At 29.5% G+C, this 20221-nt stretch carries 15 protein-coding genes, 1 tRNA gene and 1 CRISPR repeat array; of the genes, 1 reads left to right on the plus strand and 15 read right to left on the minus strand.

The window, feature by feature from the left end:
• Nucleotides 1-10: 10 nt before the first annotated feature.
• Nucleotides 11-513: direct repeats of the CRISPR family, unit length 30 nt; unit sequence ATTTACATTCTACTCTAGTTCTATTAAAGG.
• A gap of 187 nt (nucleotides 514-700) precedes the next feature.
• From cas2 to uvrB, 11 genes are all read right to left on the minus strand, one after another.
• On the minus strand, nucleotides 701-979 hold the full coding sequence (gene cas2 / locus N4A57_RS15820; protein ID WP_293659013.1) for a CRISPR-associated endonuclease Cas2: 279 nt from the start codon (nucleotides 977-979) through the stop codon (nucleotides 701-703).
• 4 nt (nucleotides 980-983) lie between these two features.
• Entirely contained in the window at nucleotides 984-1976 is a 993-nt protein-coding gene (cas1b, locus tag N4A57_RS15825) for a type I-B CRISPR-associated endonuclease Cas1b (protein WP_293659014.1), read from the minus strand.
• Between the two features lie 9 nt (nucleotides 1977-1985).
• Nucleotides 1986-2480, minus strand: coding sequence for a CRISPR-associated protein Cas4 (gene cas4 / locus N4A57_RS15830; protein WP_293659015.1), 495 nt, complete (start codon nucleotides 2478-2480; stop codon nucleotides 1986-1988).
• 16 nt (nucleotides 2481-2496) lie between these two features.
• The gene (cas3, locus tag N4A57_RS15835) at nucleotides 2497-4806 is read right to left on the minus strand and encodes a CRISPR-associated helicase Cas3' (protein ID WP_293659016.1); all 2310 of its coding nucleotides are present in this window, start codon (nucleotides 4804-4806) and stop codon (nucleotides 2497-2499) included.
• Entirely contained in the window at nucleotides 4803-5615 is an 813-nt protein-coding gene (gene cas5, locus N4A57_RS15840) for a CRISPR-associated protein Cas5 (protein WP_293659017.1), read from the minus strand. The genes cas3 and cas5 overlap by 4 nt, the downstream gene beginning before the upstream one ends.
• 6 nt (nucleotides 5616-5621) lie before the next feature.
• Nucleotides 5622-6638 (minus strand): type I-B CRISPR-associated protein Cas7/Cst2/DevR, encoded by a 1017-nt coding sequence (locus N4A57_RS15845; protein WP_293659018.1) that lies wholly within the window; start codon nucleotides 6636-6638, stop codon nucleotides 5622-5624.
• 1 nt (nucleotide 6639) lies between these two features.
• Entirely contained in the window at nucleotides 6640-7920 is a 1281-nt protein-coding gene (locus tag N4A57_RS15850; protein WP_293659019.1) for a hypothetical protein, read from the minus strand.
• Between the two features lie 4 nt (nucleotides 7921-7924).
• Complete coding sequence (cas6, locus tag N4A57_RS15855; RefSeq protein WP_293659020.1) at nucleotides 7925-8653, minus strand: CRISPR-associated endoribonuclease Cas6; 729 nt, start codon at nucleotides 8651-8653, stop codon at nucleotides 7925-7927.
• A 67-nt stretch (nucleotides 8654-8720) separates the two neighbouring features.
• A complete protein-coding gene (locus N4A57_RS15860) occupies nucleotides 8721-9668 on the minus strand; it encodes a helix-turn-helix transcriptional regulator (RefSeq protein WP_293659021.1) in 948 nt (315 codons plus the stop codon).
• Between the two features lie 432 nt (nucleotides 9669-10100).
• Nucleotides 10101-12923: an excinuclease ABC subunit UvrA gene (uvrA, locus tag N4A57_RS15865; RefSeq protein WP_293659022.1), complete on the minus strand. Its 2823-nt coding sequence runs from the start codon at nucleotides 12921-12923 to the stop codon at nucleotides 10101-10103.
• Between the two features lies 1 nt (nucleotide 12924).
• Nucleotides 12925-14895: an excinuclease ABC subunit UvrB gene (gene uvrB / locus N4A57_RS15870; RefSeq protein ID WP_293659023.1), complete on the minus strand. Its 1971-nt coding sequence runs from the start codon at nucleotides 14893-14895 to the stop codon at nucleotides 12925-12927.
• Between the two features lie 224 nt (nucleotides 14896-15119).
• Between uvrB and N4A57_RS15875 the strand changes: the two genes are divergently transcribed.
• Nucleotides 15120-16349, plus strand: a complete 1230-nt coding sequence (locus N4A57_RS15875; protein WP_293659024.1) for a sensor domain-containing diguanylate cyclase — start codon at nucleotides 15120-15122, stop codon at nucleotides 16347-16349.
• A 32-nt stretch (nucleotides 16350-16381) separates the two neighbouring features.
• On the opposite strand, the gene N4A57_RS15880 is transcribed toward N4A57_RS15875, so the two are convergent.
• The 4 genes from N4A57_RS15880 to N4A57_RS15895 all read right to left on the minus strand — a co-directional run bounded on the left by N4A57_RS15880 (nucleotide 16382) and on the right by N4A57_RS15895 (nucleotide 20158).
• Nucleotides 16382-17578 carry a PDZ domain-containing protein gene (locus N4A57_RS15880; protein ID WP_293659027.1) on the minus strand — a complete coding sequence of 399 codons (1197 nt, stop codon included), beginning with the start codon at nucleotides 17576-17578 and terminating at the stop codon, nucleotides 16382-16384.
• Nucleotides 17579-17643: 65 nt separating this feature from the next.
• Nucleotides 17644-18864 carry a S41 family peptidase gene (locus N4A57_RS15885; protein WP_293659025.1) on the minus strand — a complete coding sequence of 407 codons (1221 nt, stop codon included), beginning with the start codon at nucleotides 18862-18864 and terminating at the stop codon, nucleotides 17644-17646.
• Nucleotides 18865-18982: 118 nt separating this feature from the next.
• Complete coding sequence (locus N4A57_RS15890; protein ID WP_293659026.1) at nucleotides 18983-19825, minus strand: aminotransferase class IV; 843 nt, start codon at nucleotides 19823-19825, stop codon at nucleotides 18983-18985.
• 257 nt (nucleotides 19826-20082) lie between these two features.
• Nucleotides 20083-20158, minus strand: a tRNA-Phe gene (locus N4A57_RS15895).
• Nucleotides 20159-20221 lie beyond the last annotated feature (63 nt).

Here is a 20221-nt window from a genome sequence, read left to right on the forward strand (position 1 = left end):
GTGAAGGTACATTTACATTCTACTCTAGTTCTATTAAAGGACACAATATAGATAATATATATTTTACATGCTACTTAATTTACATTCTACTCTAGTTCTATTAAAGGTCAACGACAATGATAAGCATAATGATAATTATAAGTTCTATTTACATTCTACTCTAGTTCTATTAAAGGATAAGACTTATGTATATGATGTTGGCATTTTGAGTGAATTTACATTCTACTCTAGTTCTATTAAAGGGGCCAGAACCAAAATAGAGAATATGGTTTTAGAAGTGATTTACATTCTACTCTAGTTCTATTAAAGGATGGCTATAGCTCTAGGATTAAGGAGAGGTGAGTTACATTTACATTCTACTCTAGTTCTATTAAAGGAATACTTTCAGCATACATGCCAGTTCTATATATAATCAATTTACATTCTACTCTAGTTCTATTAAAGGTTACCATGCCATTCGATTTCAAAAACTGGCATATGACCATTTACATTCTACTCTAGTTCTATTAAAGGCCGTCCACTCAGAACCTTTGAAATCATTAGGTTCCATATGCATTTTTTGTCTATATACAAATTTTCAACTTTTTTCATAACTATTTTTACATTTTATTTTTACTATTCGAACTCTAAACACATCTTATTATCTATCTTTGTCTACCTATAGCAGTTTTTACATTACTACACATTGACAGATTCATACCTAAAAAAAATTAGACGTTTTATCATCTTTTTTCCCTAAAAATTCTTTAGTCAACCACTTTTCATCTCTACTTTTAAATATTATAAGAGAATCTTGGTTATTCCTTATATAATTGTCTAATTCTTTTTTTAACTTCATCAAATTTAACGCTGTCAAGTTTCCTTCAAATACAGACATTTGTATATGAGTTAAGTATCTTTTACATATCTTAAAAACATTTATCTGTACCTTAGCCCCACCTTTATCCATCATTATATCATACATCAATACTATATACATAAAATCACCACCAAATTTTAAATCCTTTATATTCTGTTTCGCCTATTATATCTTTTATCAACTTATAACATTCCAACCTCATAAGATATCTATAGGATACTTCTCTACCCAGATCCCTATGAGATATGGTTTGGCTAAGACGTTTATCATATTCCATTAATATCTTCTTTTTTCCACCTTCCTTCAAATATATGCAATTAGACTCTCTTTCAAAATCACCTTCTGTAATCTGATTTTTATTCAATAGAGAAAATATCATTCTCTCTCCTATCAATGGTTTAAATATTTCAGCTATATCTAAGCATAATGAAAATCTCTTTTTTCCTGGCTCATGTAAAAAACTTATTGTGGGATTTAATTGTGTCTTGTATATTTCAGACAATACAGTAGTATATATAAGGCTATTCACAAATGATATTAATGAATTTATCATATTATCTGGTGGCCTTTTAACTCTTTTTTCAAAGTTTATCTCTTGCTTTACAATACTATTCCATGTGGCATAATATTTCTTTCTTATATTACCTTCTATCCCCATAAGCTCATTTATACTTGTTCCATAGTCTAATTTATTAATAAGGCTTTGTATTTCTTTCATTGGTCCACTTAATTCAATTCCTCTACCATTATAGTATCTTAAATTCCTATATATATTATATGATGCTGATTTTAATATTTCTTTTGCTAATTTTACTCTTTTTTCCATGTTGTCATAACTTTTTACTTGATTTACTAATAAATATCCACTAACTTGTGCTTCCCTTGGATAAAAGCTCCCACTATAGAATCCATAATAGTTGAATATGTGCATAATTATTTTCTTCTGAGATAGGAAGTTCAGTAGTTTTGTATTCATTCCTACCTCTCCAAACAAGTACATTTCATCTGTGACTTCAGCTTTTAAATTTTTCTTTTGTCCTTCTGGTGTTTTTATAACTATATTGTTATCTTTTCTTCTTAGATCTCCATCTTTAAAAATATAAAAAGTTTCTCCCATTTTGCCTCCTTATATGTAGCAAAGTTCATAGTATGCACACTTTTTACATATACCCTTTTTCTCTCGTTCTGGTGGTAGTTTTAATAGTATGATCTCTTGTATTTCGTTTACAATGTTTTTAAGTTGTGTTTCATCTTCTTCACTTAACAAAACATCTTCTCTTTTTCTCAAAAGAGGATAATCTAGTATGCCCTTTTCAATTTGAACACCTTTTTCTCTTAGTATCCATATGTAATACTTTAGTTGCCATTTAGATGCTTCATCTATTTTCCTAGATTTCTTGACTTCATGTATTATCTTCCAGTCTTTTAAGAAGTCTATATTAATACTTTCATCTATTAATATATTTTTCTTTTGTCTTTTATAAGATGTTTCATCTATCAGTTTTCCCATTCCCACTAAATCGCTGCTATGTTCCATAGTTATATCATTATTAAAAAGCCATAGCTTTCTTTTACATACAAAATAATAATATACCATTACCCCAGTAATACGTTTACTCATATGTATATCCCCTTATTTAAAAAAGTCTATCATCAATTCCCATTTCAACTTTTGCCACAAATCCTTGTTTTTGTGAATAGCTATAATAACCTTTTGTTAAAGTATATATTCCTTTTTTTTCACTTATAGCTTTTTTCTTTTTCATTTTTCTAAATATGCCATCCGATATAACTATAGAATTATCACTTATAAATCTTGTCCTATCATCTTGATTATGTAATTCTTCATAGTCTTCTTCTAACATAATCTTTCTATTCATCTGACCATCTCTATATAATTTACTAGCTTCTTTCTTTGTATCAACCATATTCTTATACGGTTCAAAATTTAACATTAAATCTTCGCCTGTCATGAAAGTATCTTTGCTTAATCCATAAAGTTCTCTAATTTCTTGATCAGCTTTTTTAAATTCATCGTCATAATACTTTATAACTTTATCATCAGAATAATAATCATCCAAAGATTTTTTTCTGTCTAGCATGTACATTGTTTTTTTATTATATTCTTTTAGTATCTTTTTAGTTGCATCTTTTAATTTTTTTTCATATACATCTTTATTATCCTTTAAGATATAAAACTCACCATAATCTACTGTATCATGCCTATTACATCTTCCCATTCTCTGTATTATTGAATCCATAGGAGCCGAATCACTAATAAGTATAGGAAAATCTAAATCTAATGATATTTCGACCATCTGGGTACTTATCCATACATCGCCTTCTTGGTTTAAAATATCTTTAAATTTAACTTTTTTGTCTTTGAATTTAAATCTACTGTGTAGTAAATTCACTTCTAGTCCTTTTATTTTACTCAATTGCTCATATAGAACTATTCCCCTATCTATTGTATTTACCACAATTAAAACCTTTTTATTCCTATTATTCGCCTTAACAATTTCTTTAATCTCTGTTTCTTTTGTATCTAAAAATATATTTAACTTACGTTTCTCATTTTTTTCGCTATTTCCTGAATCATTTTTTTCAAATTCAATAGCTGAATTTTCAAGTTTTTCCATGTAAAACTTAGGCAAAGTAGCTGTCATCAAATGAAATTTTGTATTTAAATGTTTATTACAAAATTCCATAAAATAAATTAACATTAAAAACATTTTTGGCTCTAATAGATGAACTTCATCAACAGTTACATTAGAATTACATATGCTTGCAAAAACTTTCTCATACCCAGGGTATTTATACATTGTTAATATTAATTGATCTATTGTTGCTATTATATAAGGTTTAGCAAAATTTCTTACTAAAGATTCGTCTTTTAAAGAAATATACAATTCCTCATTTTCATCAGATTTGTCTTTTTTATCATCAGTATATAAATGTATATCTCCGTGTAATAATCCTACATTATTCTCCCCTTCATATAACTCTAAAAATTCCATATAAAAACTTTCAGCAGATATTTTATTAGGTACTAAAAAAAACTTTCTTCTATTAAACCATCTATGATCAGCCACAGTTTTTCCACTTCCTGTAAACGCCATAGTAAGTATATTTTCATTAATATTATTTTTGGTAAATTCTTGAGACTGTTTGAACTTTACTTCTTTTATTTTTTTATTTTTTTTTCTTATGATACTTTTTATATTTTCATCTAAAATTTCTCTATTAAATGGTATATAGTAATTATATTCTTTAATTTGAGAAGATGCTAAGTGATCTATTAAGTTCAAGTATCCTTTACACATTATATATTCCACCATAGATTTATCATCTTCAAAACTTTCATTAAGATATTTTAAATAATCATAATCAAGAAAATCTTCTTCAAAAAGTGACACACTAATATCAAGTGTTTCATTTATAAATTTGTCTAATTCTTCTATGTTGTAATTTCCTTTTTCAAAAATAGCTTCTTGTATGTCATAATATATTGATTCTTCTACATATGTATTTTCCACATTGAAATATTTCATAAAATATCCATGATGAAGCATTATAGCCTTATATAATATATTTTTTCTTTTTTCACTTAGATTCATCTTTTTAAAAATGTTTTTTAAAAAAGCTCCTGACAAAATATTATGATTTAAATCATTAATTTCTTTTCTCTCACTTTTTTCATCCTTTGTAAGCTCAAAATTAGAAGCTTTATTAGCTAATTCTATCTTTCTTTGAAACTTTCCATTTGCCTTTCCTAAATCATGTAATAAACAAGCCAATCTAATATTTTCTTTGTTTTCTAAATTAATATTGTTTTCTTGAGACAGAATTTCATTATATGCATTTAATAAATCTTTTGTATGCTCTATTAAAGACTGTCTTTTTTGACCTTTTTTATTATCTGATTTTGCAAGAATAGACTTTTTCAATTGATCACATCCTTCACTAACCAGTTGTATAATATCATTTGATCCTCATATAATAAAAATTCTCCTTTGCTCGGATAATAACCAGAATTATCTATATAAACGTAGTTACTATGGCTCAGCTCCCTATTAGTTTTATCAGCTTTTATATCTTTGTATATAGATGGAATATCATATAAAACACCACTTCTTAATATTTCATCATTATTACTATCATAATCTCTATCTTGTAAATCAACTGGAACATATGTATTTTTTATTTTATATTTATTTTTAATCGCCATAGGCTTATTCTTAATATTAATGACTTTTATTTTTTCTGTTATATCTTCTACAATTTTATTCGCATTTTTATTTTTAACTACGAAGTCTTCTTTCCTCCCTAACACCAAATATCTTTTTGGATTTTCGAATGATTTTTTTATAAGTTCAAAATCCTCTCTATTATTTATTTTCAAGAAAATAGTTAACTCTACATCTTGTAACACTTCAAAGTTCATAATCCTATTTGATTTTGTAAATTTATAATCTATGTATGATAATCTTTTTTTCTTTTTTTGTTTAAGATATTTACTATAAAATTCAGAATCTTCACCCCTTATAAAATGTATATCTTTTGTTTTATATTTACAACATACTCCAATATTAAAAGGACTATCAAATTTTTTATCTGCTACATACGAAACCATCCCTGCTATAGTGGTTGGAGAAGGTATATTTAAGGTAGGTATATAATCATCTTGCATAACTTTAGGTTCTCTATAATGTGCAAATGGTTGATATAGATTTAATTTTAAAATGTATTCTTTCAAACCTCTCTACCCCTTTATATACCAATAATGGTCATCTCTTATTTCTAATTTATCTACTAAATTTCTAATTTCTTTTATTGGTCTATTACTAATATTAAATGCTCTTTCCCCTTTATCATCAACTTTCTGAATTCTACCATCTTCTTTTATTTTTAATTTTTGACCGATGGATATAATATGATATTCTTTTTCTAAATCGTAGTCTTCTATAGTATTTAGAGCATGAGAAATATTTATAATATTACTTTTCTTCTCCAACTCTATATCATTCCAAAAATAAGGAACTACGTCTTCAAATATCCCACCAAATACTGCCAATGGTTCTAAATGTACCGTTTCATGTTTTATAGTCCTAGTAAATTTACTTATAACATCTAATATATCTTTTATAATCTTATGTCTAGTATCTTTGTCAAAATAAATTCTATTGTCTGGAGATAATCTTTCACCTTTTTCATTTATCTCCTTTACTCCAATTCTGTCTAATTCTAATATGATGGTATATATATAATAATCTCCAAATACTTCTTCATTAGCTAAAGCTTGAGTTTGTTTTACTTGTGCTACATCTAATTCTTTATATTCAAGACTATCTTTCTTTTTTACTTCTTCATAGTAAGTTCGTCCTAAGCTTATATCAAAAAAACCTCTGTTAGTTATAAGTTGAGTATCATTTTCGTAAGTATTTACTGATATAAATGGAATAATTCTAATTGGTGAGGTTTTACTTTGTTGACTACCCGGATTTAGATATCCAAAAATATCTGCTTCAAGGTCTGTATCTTTAAAATAAATATTCTTAGCTTTTTGTACTAAATCATCAGGTTTTAATTTATCTTTTAATATCAATTGTTTTCTAAGTTCATATGTGAAAGTAGCTACACTAGTCATAGCATGTTTGCCATTTTTATAAAAAAACTTCTTTATTGGTGTGTAAGTTCCAAATCCCTGGTCATTAGAAAGTGCTATTGGACTTTCTGTAAGTATTGTAAGTGTTATACTCGATACTCTTTTATTTGTCATCTTATTGTTCCCCCTTTTTATTAAATCCCTCTATTAATTTACCTACATTATAATGCAAATCAATACTTTTTGCTGTCAATATACTATCACTATAATAAGCAGGTATCTCTATTTCATAACTAATCAATAGGTGCATCAATTCATTAAATAGGCCTTGTCTACTATCAGATTTTAATAATTGAGTTAGTCTATACGTTATATTCTTTTTTTTCTCTTCTTCTACTTTTTGTCCAAGAAAAACACCAGTTTTATAAAATGCATTATTTTTCATAATCTCAAATCCTTCTTCTAAAAATTTTATATATAAAGATATATTTTCACTTGTTTGTGTATATTTTTTCTTATCATCTAATTCATTACTAATTATATTTTCTAACAAAATTTCGTAAGCTTTATACTCATTATTACTATATATAAGCCTCTTTATATATGCTATTAATCCTCTTCTATCCTTAACATTAAATTTATATTTCTGTACTATCTCAATTTTTCTTATCTTGCCTATAATATCCTTTGTAAAAAATGAGTTTGTATATTCTACTATTAATCTACTTTTATCTCTTTTTATATTGTATATTTTCAGTCTTTTACTATTTAATTTAGCTAGTTTTACATAAAGGGAATTGTCATTATATAATTTATGATTTATTAAAATCTTATAATTTATATAATTAATATCTTCTAAGCTATCACAATGTGCTAAAAAATTTAATTCATATTCTTTTACATAGATTAAAAAGAATAAATGTAATAACTCGCATGTAAAACATACCTTTACATTTGATTTTGCATAATTATTATAAGTATTACTTCTCCCTCCGAAAAAACTATATATATCTTTATCTTCTTTTCTTTCTTCTAATCCATTTTTTACGCTATAATGAGTTTTTGTTGTCACATAATTATTACATACACTACAAAGACCACTAATTCCATATTCATCTAATATTAATTCTTGTTGTTCTATTGTTTTTCTATTGCAATCAAAAGATTTTTTTAATATAAAATCTAAATTTTCATACATACTTTCGTCTTTCGGTCCATTATTCCCTCCAAATCTTATACTATTCCCCACATAAGGAAATGAGTATCCTATATTTTTTTCTAGATTTTTATAAAAAGTTTTTAAATTAACTTCTTCAAACTCTAAATAATTATTAGTAAGCTCAATTTCTATCTTGTTTCCATAATTTTCTTTCAAAAATTTGTATAATGATACAATTCCTATATCTCTTACTAATTGTCCTGTTCTAAAGTATCTTATTCTACTAATTTCGTTCACCACCTTACACTATATCTAACATTCCAAATCCGCTACTCCTCTTGCTTCCTACACCTACCTTATAAAAATAATCTAAAATATAAGGCTTTGCCTTCATCTGTATCTTCGTTACATTAGAAAGTACCTCTATTCCGTAATTTTTCACCTTCACATCCCTATTATCCTTAGATATGTCTATCTCAATATCCTCAAAATCATACATTGCCTTTTCTCCAAATTCATCCCCTAACTGTTGTCTCATGTTTTCTTTAAATATAACTTGTCCCTTTTCGTTACTTAAAGAGTGATACCATGTTTTTTTATTGTCTCCTCCATGCTCTCGCACCACTATTGGGGATAGAGTCTTGAAAATCACCTTATTGTCATATATAACCTTTTCTTTTATCATTCTTATTTTTTCTATTTTCATTTTGTTATTCTTTAGAGGATATTCTTTTCCCATATTAGTCAAAAATGAATTATAAAACATAATTCCATCTTCATAATTATTAGTTGAAAAATTCAGATATATTTTTTTATCTGGTACTACTATTTCATCTCTTAAAAACTTACATTTCCCCATATATACACTAAATGTAAAGTTTTTCATCTTGTTAGGCATATTTTTATACTGACTTTCAAAATATTCTTGATTATAACCACTAAAGTTGTTTTTTAATAAAGAAATAAATATTCTATTTTTATCCTTAGGAAATTTTTCTTCTTCTAATGATAATTCAACACTAAATCTCACTCTCTTTACCTCCTTTACAATATAATCCTATCACTTATATGTGAAGTATTTATGTCCACTTAAAAATTTATTTATAAATATTAGATATGCTTTTAATCTCATTTAAAATATCTTCTTTCAGTTCCATAGGCTCTATTACTTCTACTTTACTACCCATACTCATAACCCATGTCTTAATTTCCGTATATCCACTCATTTTAGCTTCAAAGTATATTGTTTTCTCATCTAGCTGTGTTATTTTTTGATTTTTTGCTATTCTCTGCTCTTTCACAATCTCACTCATGGGATAATGTATTTTTAATTTAAGGTCTATTTGCTTATCAGTGTATATTCCAAATGATTTTTCTTTTACCTCATCAAAGTCAAATTTTAATTTAGAGTCAAACTTTTCATTACAGACTTTATATTCTAATATCCTTGATAATTTAAAAAATCTTATATCCTTTGATCTATTACAATAACCATAAAAGTATGTAGCACCCTTATAATCAAAAATCCCATATGGATCTACTACCCTTTCTTTTACTTGTACTTTATCAAGTCCTAATGATTTATACTTCATATTTATTTTCCTATTCTGGTTAATGGCTATATTGATGTCTGTCCATAATATTTTTTCTTTTTCAATTATTTCATCTGGCTGTTGCATAGATATATTATGATAATACTCAATCTCCATATAATTTTTTGAATTTAATATTTTACTTGCTAGTATTTCAAACTGTGTCCCATATTGATACTTACCACTTTTTATGGTCTCTCTTGCCATTTTTAACGCACTTAGTTCAGCATTTGTGCAACTTACACCCTCTAAACTTCTTTTATTTTCTAAATAATAACCTCCATAACGTCCTAACTTTGAGCCTATATATATTCCTGCATATTCTAAATCTTTTCTGTACTCTTTTACCATCCGTGTACTTACTTCTAATTTTTTTGCTATTTCTTCAACACTTATGATTTTTCTTCCTTGAATAAGAAAATACATATTAAGCATATTTGAAATTTTTGACACCTCTCATCCCCCTTTATTCCATAAATTGTAATTGTTAATCTATTCAAGCTTATAACACCACCTAAAATTTGTCAATAATCCCAATCCATATTGTTTATATATTTACTGTCCTAACTTCTTAATAAAAAAGAAACTATGCTTTAAAGTCAATCTTTAAACATAGTTTCATCTGCTCTACTTTAGTTCTATTAAATTTTAATTTTTTAGTAAATATATAAACAATATTTTACATTCTATTTTAGCTCTATTAAGTGTTCTATATTCTTATCTATTTTATTCTATTTGCTTATCCTTGTCAAAATTCAAAGTCTAAATACCCAATTAAACTTATAGGAATCACCGTCTGAGGTAGAATAAAAGAAAAATAAAAATGTCCCCTAAAATATATCTAAAAAACACCACGCCTAAACGCAGTGTTTTCAATATATTAAATTAAACTTCCAATACTTTCTTCAAATATTTCCCAGTAAATGATCCTTCCATTTCTGCCACTTCCTCTGGAGTTCCCTTGGCGATTATTTCTCCACCACCGTCTCCTCCATCTGGACCTAAATCTATAATATAGTCACTAGTCTTTATTACATCTAAATTATGCTCTATAACTAGTACCGTATTTCCACCTTCAACTAACTTGTTCAATACTCCTATTAATTTATGAATATCAGCAATATGAAGTCCCGTTGTAGGTTCATCTAATATATATAGGGTCTTTCCTGTACTCCTCTTACTTAACTCTGATGCAAGTTTTATCCTTTGAGCCTCTCCACCTGATAATTGGGTAGATGGTTGACCTAATTTAATATAGCCAAGGCCAACTTCCTTTAGGGTCACTAGTTTTCTTTTAATAGAAGGAATATTCTCAAAAAATTCTAGACCCTCATTAACAGTCATTTCTAGTACATCAGATATGGTCTTTCCCTTATACTTTACTTCTAGGGTTTCTCTATTGTATCTCTTACCCTTACATACATCACAAGGCACATAAACGTCAGGTAAGAAGTGCATCTCTATTTTTATTATTCCATCGCCCTTACAAGCTTCACAACGTCCACCCTTAACGTTGAAACTAAACCTTCCCTTTTGATATCCCCTCATTTGGGCATCAGGAAGTTTTGCAAACAAGTCCCTTATATGATCAAAGACCCCTGTATATGTGGCTGGATTAGATCTTGGAGTTCTTCCTATGGGAGATTGATCTATGTCTATTACCTTATCTATATGTTCAAGACCCTTTACTGCCTTATGCTTACCAGGCTTACTCTTTGCCCTGTGAAGCTCTTGAGCTAGCTTTTTATAAAATATTTCATTAACTAGGGTACTCTTACCAGAACCTGAAACTCCCGTAACACAAGAAAATACACCCAATGGGAATTTGGCATTAATATTTTTCAAGTTATTTTCCTTAGCACCTATTACTTCTATCCACTTACCATTTGTTTTTCTTCTTTCCTCTGGTATTTCAATTTTCTTTTTACCACTTAAATATTGTCCCGTTATGGACTTAGGATTATCTTTTATTTCTTCCACATTACCTTCTGCCACTATGGTTCCTCCATGTGCTCCTGCTCCTGGTCCTATATCTATAATGTGGTCTGCTGCGTACATGGTATCTTCATCATGTTCCACAACGATTAGGGTATTTCCCAGTTCCGTTAAGTTTCTAAGGGTTTTTAATAATCTCTCATTATCCCTTTGATGAAGACCTATACTTGGCTCATCTAATATATATAATACTCCTACTAGGGATGATCCTATTTGGGTTGCCAGTCTTATCCTTTGAGATTCTCCTCCAGATAAAGTACCTGCCGTTCTAGATAGGGTTAAATATCCAAGGCCCACATCTACTAGGAATCCCAACCTTTCTTTTATCTCCTTTAATATTTGTTCTGCTATTATAATCTCCTTATTATTAAGCTCTAAATTATCAAAGAAAATCTTAGCTTCTCTTATGGAGAAATTTGTAACGTGAAAAATATTTTTTCCTCCCACAGTTACGGATAATACTTCATCCTTAAGTCTACTTCCACTACATTTTGGACAAGCATCTAATGCCATGTACTCTTCTATTCTGGCCCTCATACTATCTGAATTAGTCTCTCTATATCTTCTCTCTAGATTTCTTATGATTCCCTCATAATGGGCTTTAAATTTTCTCATGCCCCCATATTTACTTTCATATTCAAACTCTATTAGATCATCACTTCCATATAATAGATTTCTTATGAAGTCCTCTGGCTGTTCCTTAATGGGAGTTTCTAGGTCCACATGATGAACTTTAGCTAAACTCCTAATCATTTCATAATAGTAAGTTCCCTCTTGGGATGAAGCTACAGGAGCTACAGCACCTTCCTTTATAGATAAATTCTTATTTGGTATTATCATATCTTCATCTATCTTCCTTAAATATCCAATACCATTACAGTGGCCACACGCTCCAAAGGGACTGTTAAATGAAAACATCCTTGGTTCAAGTTCCGTAAGTCCCACTCCATGTTCTGGACATGAAAACTTAGTACTAAATAATAAGTCCTCCTTACCAAGTACATTTACTATAACTAATCCATCAGATAAACTTATGGCCGTCTCTATAGAATCTGCCAATCTATTTTCTATTCCCTCTTTAACTACGATTCTATCTACTACTACTTCTATAGTATGTTTTTTATTTTTCTCAAGACGCATATTCTCTTCAAGTTCTATTATTTCACCATCAATTCTAGCCCTTACATATCCGTCTTTCCTTATTTTTTCTAGTAACTTTACATGTTCTCCCTTTTTCCCCCTAATAACAGGGCCCAATATTTGAATCTTAGTTCTTTCCTCTAACTCTAATACCTTATCTACTATTTGATCTATAGTTTGTTGAGTAATTTCACGTCCACATATGTGACAATGGGGAGTTCCCACTCTGGCAAATAATAATCTTAAATAATCATAGATTTCAGTAACAGTTCCCACTGTAGAACGGGGATTTCTACTAGTAGTCTTTTGATCTATGGATATGGCTGGAGATAGACCCTCTATATAATCCACATTGGGCTTTTCCATTTGTCCTAGGAATTGTCTTGCATAGGCTGATAAACTCTCCACATATCTTCTCTGGCCTTCAGCATATATGGTATCAAAGGCTAGGGATGATTTTCCTGAACCACTAAGTCCCGTCATAACTACAAATTTGTCCCTAGGAATGGATATATCTATATCCTTTAAGTTATGCTCCCTAGCTCCCTTAACTGTAATATATTTCTTCGACAACTTATTTTCCCTCCAACTCTTCTTTAAGTTTCCTTATGGTATCTCTAAGTTCTGCTGCTCTTTCAAATTGTAAATTGGTAGCTGCTTCCATCATCTCTTCTTCTAACTTACTAATCTTATCTTCTAAGGCATCTGCACTTATATTCACATCATATGCAGCTTCGTCTTCTGCCACCTTAGTTGCTTCTATTAGGTCCCTTACTTTCTTTTTGATTCCCCTTGGAACAATATTATTTTCTTCATTATATTTTTCCTGAATTTCACGTCTTCTATTAGTTTCATCTATGGCATATTTCATGGCCTTAGTTATTTTATCTCCATACATGATTACTTTTCCATTTACGTTCCTGGCAGCCCTTCCTATGGTCTGAACTAATGAAGTTTCAGATCTTAAGAAACCTTGCTTGTCTGCATCTAATATACATACTAATGAAACTTCTGGAATATCTAGACCTTCCCTTAGTAGGTTTATTCCCACAAGTACGTCAAATACACCTAAACGTAAATCCCTTATAATCTCCATTCTCTCTATGGTGTCTATATCAGAGTGAAGATACCTTACTTTAATTCCAACTTCTTTCAAATAATTAGTTAGATCCTCTGCCATTTTCTTCGTAAGGGTAGTAACTAATACTCTCTCTCCCCTATCTATTACAGTGTTCACTTCTCCTATTAGATCATCTATTTGTCCGTCTATTGGTCTTACATCTATTGGTGGATCTATTAGACCTGTTGGTCTTATTATTTGTTGTATGGTATTGTCACTATGGTCCTTTTCATAGGGCCCAGGTGTGGCACTGACAAATACTATCTGATTTATCATAGATTCAAACTCTTGAAAATTCATAGGTCTGTTATCATAGGCTGATGGCATTCTAAAACCATGATCAATTAAGCTTCCCTTTCTTGATCTATCCCCTGCATACATACCCCTTATTTGTGGTATTGTAACATGGGATTCATCAACTATTATTAAAAAATCATCTGGGAAATAATCTATTAGGGTATGGGGTTTACTGCCTGGTTCCCTCCCGGATATATGTCTTGAGTAGTTTTCTATTCCTTGACAAAATCCCACTTCCTTTAACATTTCCACATCATACATGGTCCTTTGTTTAATTCTTTGAGCTTCTAAATGTTGTTCATTCTTTTTAAAATTTTCTACAGTCTCTTCTAACTCTTCTTCTATGTCTTCAATTGCCTTTTCTAACTTGTCCTTAGTCGTTACATAGTGGGACGCTGGAAATATGGATATATGACTTCTAGTTCCTACAACTTGTCCCGTTATGGTGTTTACTTCTGTTATCCTATCTATTTCATCTCCAAAGAGCTCCACCCTTATGGCATTTTCACTTTCTGCTGCTGGGAATATTTCTATAGTATCTCCCCTTACCCTAAAGGTACCTCTTACAAAGTTTATATCATTTCTACTGTATTGAATATCTACTAATTTTCTCAATATATGATCCCTAGATTTAATCATTCCTGGTCTTAATGATAAAACCAGTTTTTCATAATCTATTGGATCTCCAAGTCCATAAATACAAGATACACTGGCCACTATTATAACGTCTTTTCTTTCAAATAGGGCCGCCGTTGCCGAGTGTCTTAGTTTATCTATTTCATCATTTATTTGAGCATCCTTTTCTATATAAGTATCCGTATGGGCCACATAGGCCTCTGGTTGATAGTAATCGTAATAACTTACAAAATATTCCACAGCGTTTTCTGGAAAAAACTCCTTAAACTCACTACAAAGTTGAGCTGCTAAGGTTTTATTGTGTGCTATTACTAGGGTAGGCTTTTTCACTTGTTCTATTACATTTGCCATGGTGAATGTTTTACCAGAACCTGTAACCCCAAGTAAGGTCTGTCCCTTAATTCCCCTATTCATTCCATTTACTAAACTGTCTATGGCCTGTGGCTGGTCTCCTGTTGGTTTATAATCTGATACTAGTTTAAACTCTCCCATATGAAACTCTCCCGTCCTCAAACATTTGTTCGGTTATAATTATATCTTTTACTACTTTTTTAGTCAAACAAAAACTCCTATTAAATAATTTTATTTATCCTTATTATTTACAAGACCCCCTAAAAAAATATATAATGATATTAACTACCAAAAGGCTTGTTTACAAAATATTCTCGATTTTATAACCACCTTATGACGGAACCTTTTTAGGAGTGTGTATATATTTGTTTTCTTATAGATTAGTTTTTATACATATAACAATAGTACTCATACCCATTTTGGGCATAATATTCACAAAAGAAAATTCTATTTTCAATTATTGTCTTTTATTAGCTTTAACTATGTTAGTTTCATATAGTTTAAAACTCATATATAAAAATCATATAGATAATAGAAATAAAATAGGCGAGTTACTCTGTACTATTGAAGAAAAAGAACGTTACAATAATATCAAGGATGTTATCCTTCAAGTGAGTAACTCTATTATTCATATTAATGATAAGGATACTTTATTTCAAACTATTGTAGACAGTGCTGTTGAAATAATAGATAAGGCAGATTTGGCAAGCATTCTTATAGCTACAGGAGATGGAACCTTTCAATTTAAAGGTATTTATGGCTGTTCTTTGAGTCTCATATCCCATGTACGATTAAATATTAAGGAAACCTTTTTAAGGAATTATGACAAGGAAAACCTTCACCAGTCTACAATTATAAATCATACAAATAAGTTTAACGAAAAATATATGGACAAGGATACATTTAATCTATTTACATCATTAAATCTTTTAAATATAAAATCTACCCTATCTACTCCCATAATTGTAGATGGAGAATTATATGGTTTCTTTAATGTGGATAATAATAAATCCCATAATATTTTTACAGAAGAAGATCAAGTCATAATGGAATATTTATCTGGCCAGTTGAGTATAGCCATTAGAAACCAATGCCTTTTTGAAAAAACCTTATTTTTATCTCAATACGATGGATTAACTAAGGTATATCATAGACATTATTTTGAGGAGATTTATTCTAATGTGTATAAAAGGGCTTTAAGATATAAAGAAAATTTTTCATTGGCAATTTTAGACTTAAATGATTTAAAAATAATAAATGATATACATGGCCATATATATGGTGATAAGGCCATAGCCCTTTTCTCAAAGGTTCTAAAGGAAAATTTTAGAGAATCGGATATTATCGGAAGATACGGTGGAGATGAGTTTATAATAGTAACTCTAGACTCCCATAAAGATCAAATAGAAGAGAAATTTAAACTCATACAAAGGGATTTAATTGAAAAGCCTATTTTATACAATGAAAACAAAATAACCATAACCTTTAGTTACGGAATATCTTCTTTTCCAGAGGATTCTACTGATAGTGATTCTTTAATAAAGATAGCAGATTTTCGCATGTATGAGAATAAGAAAAAGCAAAAGGATATATAGGGCCTTTTGCTTTTTCTTATTTCATAAAATACTTAAATAGCATGTTTCCTTTTCTTAAATTTATTTACTATCTTTTTCAATATGCTAAAGTTATTGGATAATTGTAATACTACTTTAGAATCCTTAGATATTACAAAGGCTCCTAACCTATCTATACTTTTTTTGTAATTCCTCATAGAGAGTCTACTATCCTTTAAAATATGTATATTACATTCACCTGACCCCATATTTAAACCATATCTAATATCCCCTTCACTATTTACCCTATAACCATTTACAGCAACTATTTTATCTCCCCTTTTAAGGCCCATATAGTGGGCTGGACTTTTTTCCATTACTTCTAGGACTAAAACTCCTTCTTTAGGAGGTATGTATATGGGAGTTTTCTCCTTTTCTTCTTTTAAGCTCATTTTTATTAAATATTCATGGCATGTTATACAAAATACTGCTCCTATTAATTTAAATATAATTACCTTCATACTTATTACAGATAATATTATAGTAGTAATACTATATAAGAATAATCTTTTAGCAATAATTTTACTTTTAACTTTAGGCTCATATATACATGTCATATCTCCATATCCTAGGGCAGCAATGGCTCCTGCCAATTCATACATATAATTTTTAGAAGCTAAAAGGGGCCACCAACTAGACATGTTATTATTATAGCTTGTACTCACACCTAATAGTATGATAAATGGTATGGGCCAAAACCGTTGCATGGAAAAGGCTCCTACTAGTTCATATTTATCATTTTCCATTACCATGGGCATATGATCATTGCTTCCATCTAAATATATTAGAATACTTTCTATCAAATGAAGTAAACCTATTATTGCTATTAGGCTTGAAATATTAATTTTAGGAAAGCCTGTGAAAAAACTTATTATGGAAATAATACTACCTCCATAGGAAAAGCACATATATCTAATATTTATTAGCAATAGAATCAATGCTAAGGGCAACACAAAATAAAAGTCCTTAATATTCACTCCTATTCCTAATAATATAATAAGTATGGTTCCAATCAGTGACACTCCAATTCCATATATACTAGATTTTATCATCTTATTTTTTATAGAATTTGTAGTATATCCTAGAGTTTTCATCTCCATTTTTCTTAATCTTCTATATTGTATATAAAGAAGTATTAGGACTACTAAGAATAGAGGAGAGCATATGACCCAAAATAAATTTTTAAGGGCACTTCCCATTAATCCCATCACATATAACAAAATTTATCCTCCTTATATTTTAAGGGACGGCTTAGATACCGTCCCTTAATTTTAGTCTATTTATTAGCTATTTTTTCGTTCACAACTTCTAATGCCTTTTGAAGTTGTACGTCTTCCTTGTCTGATAAACTTATCTTCTCCTTTAATTCCACTGGAAGTTCTACTACAATATTAGGGTCTATACCCTTTCCATGAATATATGTTCCATTAGGAGTAAAATATTGAGCCGTAGTAAGTTTAAATCCTGTTCCGTCCTTAAGGGGTTTTACTTGTTGAACTAGACCTTTTCCAAAGGTAGTTGTTCCTATTAATACACCAGAGTTAGTATCCTTTACAGCTCCTGCTAATATTTCTGATGCACTTGCACTTCCCTTATTAACCAATAATACATATGGGAAATCCACCTTTGACTCATCTGATTTTTCATAGGTCTTTTTACCAGTTCTATCTTGAGTATAGACAATAGTTCCCTTTCCTAAAAGTAAATCTGCAATTTCTGTACATTGACTTAATAATCCTCCTGGATTATTTCTTAAATCTATTATTAAACCATTAATATTTTCCTTCTCTAGCCTACTTAAATGGGTTTTAAAGTCTTTAGCCGTTTGTTCATCAAACATGGAAATTCTCATATATCCAATATTATTGTCCATGATTTTAGATTTTACCGTCTTAAGTCTAATATTTTGTCTCGTTATGTCAACACCAAAGGTTTTTTCCGTCTCTGGTCTTAAAACAGTAAGATTCACCTTGGTTCCTGCTTCTCCCTTTATTATGGTCACTGCTTCATCTAATTTATCTGCCGTTACTTCTTTTCCATTTACCTTTAATATTTTATCATTAGATTTTAATCCAGCCTTTTCTCCTGGAGTGTCCTCTATAGGGGCAACTACCGTAATAAAGCCATCCTTTCCTGGAGTCATTATTACTCCGATTCCTCCATAAGTTCCAGATGTATGGGTCATAAAATCATCAAATTCCTTTTTTCCCATGTATACGGAATAAGGATCATCTAAGGCACTAAATAGTCCCTTTATTATACTATCTTCAAAATTCTTATCATCAGTGGATGTGTAGTATTCTGAATCTATGTAATTTTTTAAACTAATCATCTTCCCATAGGTTTTATCTAGATCTTCATAATATTCATAGTTTTGCCTACTTATTACTACCTTCTCTCCAACCTTTAATGTAATAAAATTTGTAATACCAAAAGTAAGAATTGCAGTTATAAGTACTACTGCCACATAACTAAAAATGGATCTTTTTTTATACATTTATACTCACCTCAACATGTATTAAATTCCTAATTTCAAACCTTTATAAATAGTTTATTCTTCATGACTAATTAATATAACAATTAGGCCACCAATAAAAAATTTTAACTATTAAAAGCTAATCTAATTGCTCTTTTTTTCTATTTTTAATATGTTCTTCTACCATCTTATTATATGAATGGGATATGTCTTTAATTATTTCACTTTTTACAGAGTTTAAATTAATATTTTCCACAGTTCTTATGGGCAACACATTTACTGATGTTCCTGTCATGAAAGCGCCCTTTAAATTTCCTATCTCCCTTACTGAAATATTTTTTTCCTCCATTTTCAAATTTAAACTTTCACATATTTTAAATATTTGTGCCCTAGTAATTCCCATTAGTACATTTTCATTAGAAGCCGTATATACACAATCCTCATCTACAAAAAATATATTTGATCTACTTCCTTCTGTCACATAACCTTCTTCATTTACAAGTAACGCTTCAAAGGCCTTCTCTTCCTTTAACTTTTCATTAATTTTACTTCTCAAATCCCAATTAACTACTTTAGCATTAGGATTGTGCCTTTCCCTATTATAGGTTATGGTATGTATGCCCTTTTCATATACTTCACTATTAGGATAATTACTTCTTATGAAATATACTATGAAGTTCTGACTATTATGTATGTCCCCACATACAAGTTTCACATTCATATTTTTTTCCCTATTAATTTTAATTAATTCATATATTTCCCTTTCAATCTCTTCATTGTCCTTTTTCAATTGAGCCTTTAGTAAATCCATAGATTTTCTCATTCTTTCCATATGTTCTTCTAAAAAAAGAGGTTGTCCATCTATTATTCTAATAACTTCATAGACTACAGGTTCTTTAATATTTTTGAATTTATCCTCTTTTTGTATACTAATTTTTTCACCATTATATATATAATAATCTAAAATAGCTTCTAATTTCATAATAACCTCCAATGAATTATATTTCACTCTATAATTTAGGATTTGGCAAAAATCATATTTTTAAGCACAAGTTACTCTTCCAAAAATAGTCACATATATATGATACCCTTATCTAGCATTATATGCAACTTTAAGCTCTATTAAAATTTTATTAAAATCATCGCTTTTTTTTAATAAAAATCTCCTTAATATAAGCCCTATTCAGATAAAACTTTAAAATAAACTAAAAAAAAGATGGATATATAATCCATCTTAATTGGTGCCCAGAGGCGGAATCGAACCACCGACACGGGGATTTTCAGTCCCCTGCTCTACCGACTGAGCTATCTGGGCGTATATGGTGGGCCTTCAGGGATTCGAACCCCGGACCTACCGGTTATGAGCCGGGCGCTCTAA

The sequence above is a fragment of the Anaeromicrobium sp. genome, from assembly GCF_025210435.1.
In the GTDB taxonomy this organism is placed as follows: domain Bacteria; phylum Bacillota; class Clostridia; order Peptostreptococcales; family Thermotaleaceae; genus Anaeromicrobium.